This window comes from Pseudomonas sp. 39004 (assembly GCF_028682155.1).
Taxonomy (GTDB): domain Bacteria; phylum Pseudomonadota; class Gammaproteobacteria; order Pseudomonadales; family Pseudomonadaceae; genus Aquipseudomonas; species Aquipseudomonas capeferrum.
The window spans coordinates 1-4,543 of record NZ_JANIAG010000273.1; the positions used below are offsets into that span (position 1 = coordinate 1).

Consider the following 4,543-nt stretch of genomic DNA (forward strand, 5'->3'; position numbering starts at 1 on the left):
GGCTGTTCTGGCCGATCTCTTCGGCGGGCAGGTCGGCCCGCACCGCGCTTGTGCTCGCGGCCAGGGCCAAGGCCAAGGCTGCCGAGATGCTAAGCCTGTCTACGCGACGCATTGGCTATCTCCGATGTTGTTATGGGTTATGCAGAAATCGCAGTGATCGCAGTGTGCCGCCTGGGCCGCGGTGGTGATTTGGCCAGCGTGACATTCTCTTGAGGCTCCCTGACAAAACGCCCTTCGGGGCTGGCAGGCGGGTGGGCAAGGGCCTGAAGATCGGCCCGCACCTACTTTTTCGCTGCCCTCCAGGAGTCATCTCATGAGCGATATCCAGCTGTTACCTGCCGTGGTCGAGTTCCTTGCCAGGCCCCACGGCCACTTCATCGATGGCCAGTACCAGGCGGGTGAAGCGGGGCCTTCGGTCGACATTCACGACCCGTCGAGCGGCGCCGTCATCAGCGGTGTCGCCGAGGCCAGCGAGGCGGAAGTGGCGCGTGCGGTGCTCAGCGCTCGGCAAGCCTTCAAGGGCAGTTGGGCGCAGGTTTCGCCTTATCAGAAAGGCGTGGTGCTCAACCGCCTGGCCGACCTGATCGAGGCCAATACCGAGGAGCTGGCACAGCTGGAGACCCTGTGCTCGGGCAAGTCGATCAACCTCTCGCGCGGGCTGGAGATCGCCCAAAGTGTAGTCTTCCTGCGTTACTTCGCGGGGTGGGCAAGCAAGATCACCGGCCAGACCATGACCCCGTCGCTGCCGTCATTCGGCGGCGAGCGCTATACCGCCTTCACCTTGCGCGAGCCGGTGGGTGTGGTGGCAGGGATCGTGCCGTGGAATTTTTCGGTGATGATCGGCATCTGGAAAATCGCCTCGGCCTTGGTGACCGGTTGCACCATTGTGGTCAAACCCAGCGAATTCACGCCACTGACGCTGCTGCGCATCGCTGAGCTAGCGGTGGAAGCGGGGGTCCCGGCGGGCGCGTTCAACGTGGTCAACGGTCGCGGGCAGGCGGGCCAGTGGTTGATCGAGCACCCGCAGGTGGCCAAGGTGGCATTCACCGGGTCGGTGCCAACCGGTATCGCCGTGGGCAAGGCCGCAATGGCGGCCAACCTGACCCGCGCCACGCTGGAGCTGGGTGGCAAGAACCCGGCAGCGTTGCTGGCCGATGTGGATGTGGACAGCGCTGTGGCGGGCATTCTGCAAACGGCCTTTGTGCACCAGGGCCAGGTGTGTGCGTCACCGGAGCGGGTGTATGTGCACCGCAGCAAGGTCGAGGCCTTCACCCGCAAGCTGGGGGAGGCACTGGGGCAGTTGAAGATAGGTTCGGCGCTGGACCCCGAGGCCCAGTTCGGCCCCCTGGCCAATGCTGCGCACCTTGAGAAAATTCTTGGCTTCTTTACGCGTGCGCGTGCCAGCAATACGGTGATCTGCGGGGCGAGGGCGCTCGATCGGCCGGGCTATTTCGTCGAGCCCACGGTGGTGCTGGCGAACGATGCCAACGACCCGTTGCTGCACGAGGAAACCTTCGGCCCGATCGTCTGTGTGCTGCCGTTCGATGACGAGGAGCAGCTGCTGGCGTTGATGAACGACAGCCCCTATGGCTTGACCGCGAGCCTGTGGACCAACGACCTGTCCAAGGCGCTGCGGTTGATTCCGCAGATCGAGGCGGGCACGGTCTGGGTCAACATGCACACCTTCCTCGACCCTGCGGTGCCGTTTGGTGGGACCAAGGCATCGGGGGTCGGGCGCGAGTTTGGCAGTGCGTTCATCGAGGATTACACCGAGCTCAAGTCGGTGATGATCAGGTATTGATCAAGGGTCAGGGATGATTGCGCAGCCGCCTCCAAATCTTCAAACACCAAAGAACCGTGCAGCAAAATTTTGTGAACCACTTCACAAAGTCCAGGTGAGCGGCATAATGCCACTACTTCTGTACAAGACCCCGCCGCGCAACTGCCGGGGTTCCTTTTCGTACCCGTCGAAGGTTCAGGTTAATTTCATGTCGCTAGTCGCAAGCCCCGACATCATGTACCGGTTTTTGATCCAGAGCGTGGTGGACTATGCCATCTACCTGCTCACCCCCGAAGGCATCGTCGCCAACTGGAACCCCGGCGCCCAGCGGGCCAAGGGGTACCATGCCGACGAGATCGTCGGCCAGCACTATTCGGTGTTCTACAACGATGCCGAACGGGCTGCCGGGCTGCCCGAATACAACCTTGAACAGGCGCGTTGCACGGGGCGTTTCGAAGAGGTCGGCTCGCGCCTGCGCAAAGATGGCTCGGCGTTCCATGCACATGTGGTGATTGACGCGGTGCACGACGATGACGGCCGCCTGGTGGGGTTCGCCAAGGTCACCCGTGACATCTCCGAACGCCACCACCAGGAGCTGGAGCTGCTCAAGGCCAAGGAACTGGCCGAGCAGTACAGCCAGGAAATGGCCAAGCTTTCGCAGTTTCTCGACTCGGTGATTGCCAACATCCCCGCCAGTGTCATCGTTCAGGACCTGGAGAGCCAGCGCATCCTGTTGGCCAACCAGCAGGCCGAGCGCCTGTTCGGTGGGCCAGGCACGCGCATGATCGGGCAACGGCCCGCCGACAGCCTGGCGCCGGCCGCTGCCGAGTACCTGGAGCAGCAGCTCGCCCGGGGCGCGCGCAGCAGCAAAGGCTACGCCGCCGAGACCCGGGTCGACACCCTGCGTGGCCCACGCACCCTGCGCAGCCGTACGCTGCTCAGCCAGAACCGCGAGGGCCAGGCCGACTACGTGCTGTTCGTGGCCGAAGATGCCACCGAAGAGTTGGCCGCCCATGCGCAGATCCACCATATGGCACACCACGACGCCCTCACCGGGTTGCCCAACCGCACGCTGTTCCATGAGCGCCTGCGCCAAGCCTTGGTGCGCGGTGACGAGAACGACAAGCTGACCGCAGCCCTGTGCCTGGACCTGGACAACTTCAAAAACATCAACGATTCACTCGGCCATGCGTTCGGCGACAAGCTGCTGCGTGCCCTGGGCAAGCGCCTGCGGCGCGAACTGCGCGAGCACGACACCCTGGCCCGCCTGGGCGGTGACGAGTTTGCCGTGGTGCTCACCGGCCTGGATGGCCGCGATGCCGCGTGCAACACCGCCCAGCGCCTCATCAACGCGATCTGCCCGCCGTTTCAGATCGAGGGGCACCAGTTCACCGTGGGTGTGAGTATCGGTGTGGCCATCGCCCCGGACGACAACGACCAGGCAGAGCAACTGCTCGGCTATGCCGACATGGCCTTGTACGAGGCCAAGCGCAATGGCCGCAACCGCTACGAGTGCTTCAACGTCGAGTTGGACGTCGCCGCCCGCCAGCGCCGCCTGGTCGAAACCGACCTGCGCACGGCGTTGCACCTGGGCCAACTGGAGCTGCATTACCAGCCAGTGGTCGACCAGCAGACCAGCAGCGTGACGGGCTACGAGGCGCTGCTGCGCTGGGAGCACCCGACCCGCGGCATGGTCATGCCCATGGACTTCATCCCCATCGCCGAAGAGACCGGGCTGATCCATGAACTGGGCATCCGCGCGTTGAACCTGGCCTGCCAGGAGGCGGCCAGCTGGGACAGCGAGCAGACGGTGTCGGTCAACCTGTCACCGGTGCAGTTCAAGAATGCCAACCTGGTCGACACCGTGGCCTTGGCCCTGGCCGACTCGGGGTTGCCGGCGCGGCGCCTGGAGCTGGAGATCACGGAGTCGGTGTTGCTGGGCAACAGTGAAGAAAATGTGCGCACCCTGCGGGCACTGAAAGACCTGGGCGTGTCCATTTCGCTGGATGACTTCGGCACGGGTTATTCGTCGCTGGGGTATCTGCGCTCGTTCCCGTTCGACCGAATCAAGATCGACAAGTCGTTCGTGCATGACATGTGCGACAGCCGTGAGGCGATGTCGATCATTCGGGCCATTACCGATTTGTCCAACAGCTTGATGATCAAGACCACGGCCGAGGGCGTGGAGTCGCAAGAGCAGATGCGGCGGCTGGCAGCGGAGGGCTGCTCGCATTTTCAGGGGTATCTGTACGGGCGCCCGGCGCCGGCGAGCGAGCGCTTGAAAGAGGTGGTAGTGATTGCGGACTAGCTGAAGCCCGGGGCGCTTTTGCGCCCCGGCTTCACTGGGTTCAGAAGCTGTACTTGAAGCTGGTCATCACATTGCGCGGCGTACCATAAACCCCGTACAAGCCCGATTGGCTGTAGTACTCGCGATCGAACACGTTGTTCAGGTTCACCGACGCACTCAAGTGCTGGTTGATGTCATAGCGCGCCATGAGGTTGGTGACCGCATAGCTGCCCTGGCTGAAGGTGTGCAGGTCGGCGCCGACCTTGCTCTGCCAGTTCACCCCACCGCCGATGGTAATCTTGTCCAGCGGCCCATGCAGCCGGTAGCTGGTGAAGGTCTTGAAGCTGTTGCGCGGCAGGTTGGTGTTGATGCGCTGGTCGTCGGCATCGGTGGTGACCGAGTAGGCGTAACCGGCCGACGCTTGCCAGCCCTCGGCCAGCTCCCCGTTCAGCTCCAGCTCGATGCCCTTGGAGGTG

Annotated in this window: 3 protein-coding genes; 2 read left to right on the forward strand and 1 reads right to left on the reverse strand. The window is 63.4% G+C overall.

The features are described 5' to 3' along the window. Nucleotides 1-313 precede the first annotated feature (313 nt). Together NP534_RS25805 and NP534_RS25810 are read left to right on the forward strand one after the other, a co-directional pair. Nucleotides 314-1,801, forward strand: coding sequence for an aldehyde dehydrogenase family protein (locus tag NP534_RS25805; protein ID WP_274100599.1), 1,488 nt, complete (start codon nt 314-316; stop codon nt 1,799-1,801). Nucleotides 1,802-1,988: 187 nt separating this feature from the next. Beyond that, nucleotides 1,989-4,088 (forward strand): putative bifunctional diguanylate cyclase/phosphodiesterase, encoded by a 2,100-nt coding sequence (locus NP534_RS25810; RefSeq protein ID WP_274100600.1) that lies wholly within the window; start codon nt 1,989-1,991, stop codon nt 4,086-4,088. A 40-nt stretch (nt 4,089-4,128) separates the two neighbouring features. Here NP534_RS25810 and NP534_RS25815 read toward each other — a convergent pair. After that, nucleotides 4,129-4,543 (reverse strand): TonB-dependent receptor domain-containing protein (locus NP534_RS25815; RefSeq protein WP_274100601.1); only part of this gene is annotated, 415 nt, incomplete at its 5' end.

Bases quoted from the DNA above. Each gene is read 5' to 3' on its own strand.
- NP534_RS25805 (WP_274100599.1), top strand. From the start codon at position 314: ATGAGCGATATCCAGCTGTTACCTGCCGTGGTCGAGTTCCTTGCCAGG.
- NP534_RS25810 (WP_274100600.1), top strand. From the start codon at position 1,989: ATGTCGCTAGTCGCAAGCCCCGACATCATGTACCGGTTTTTGATCCAG.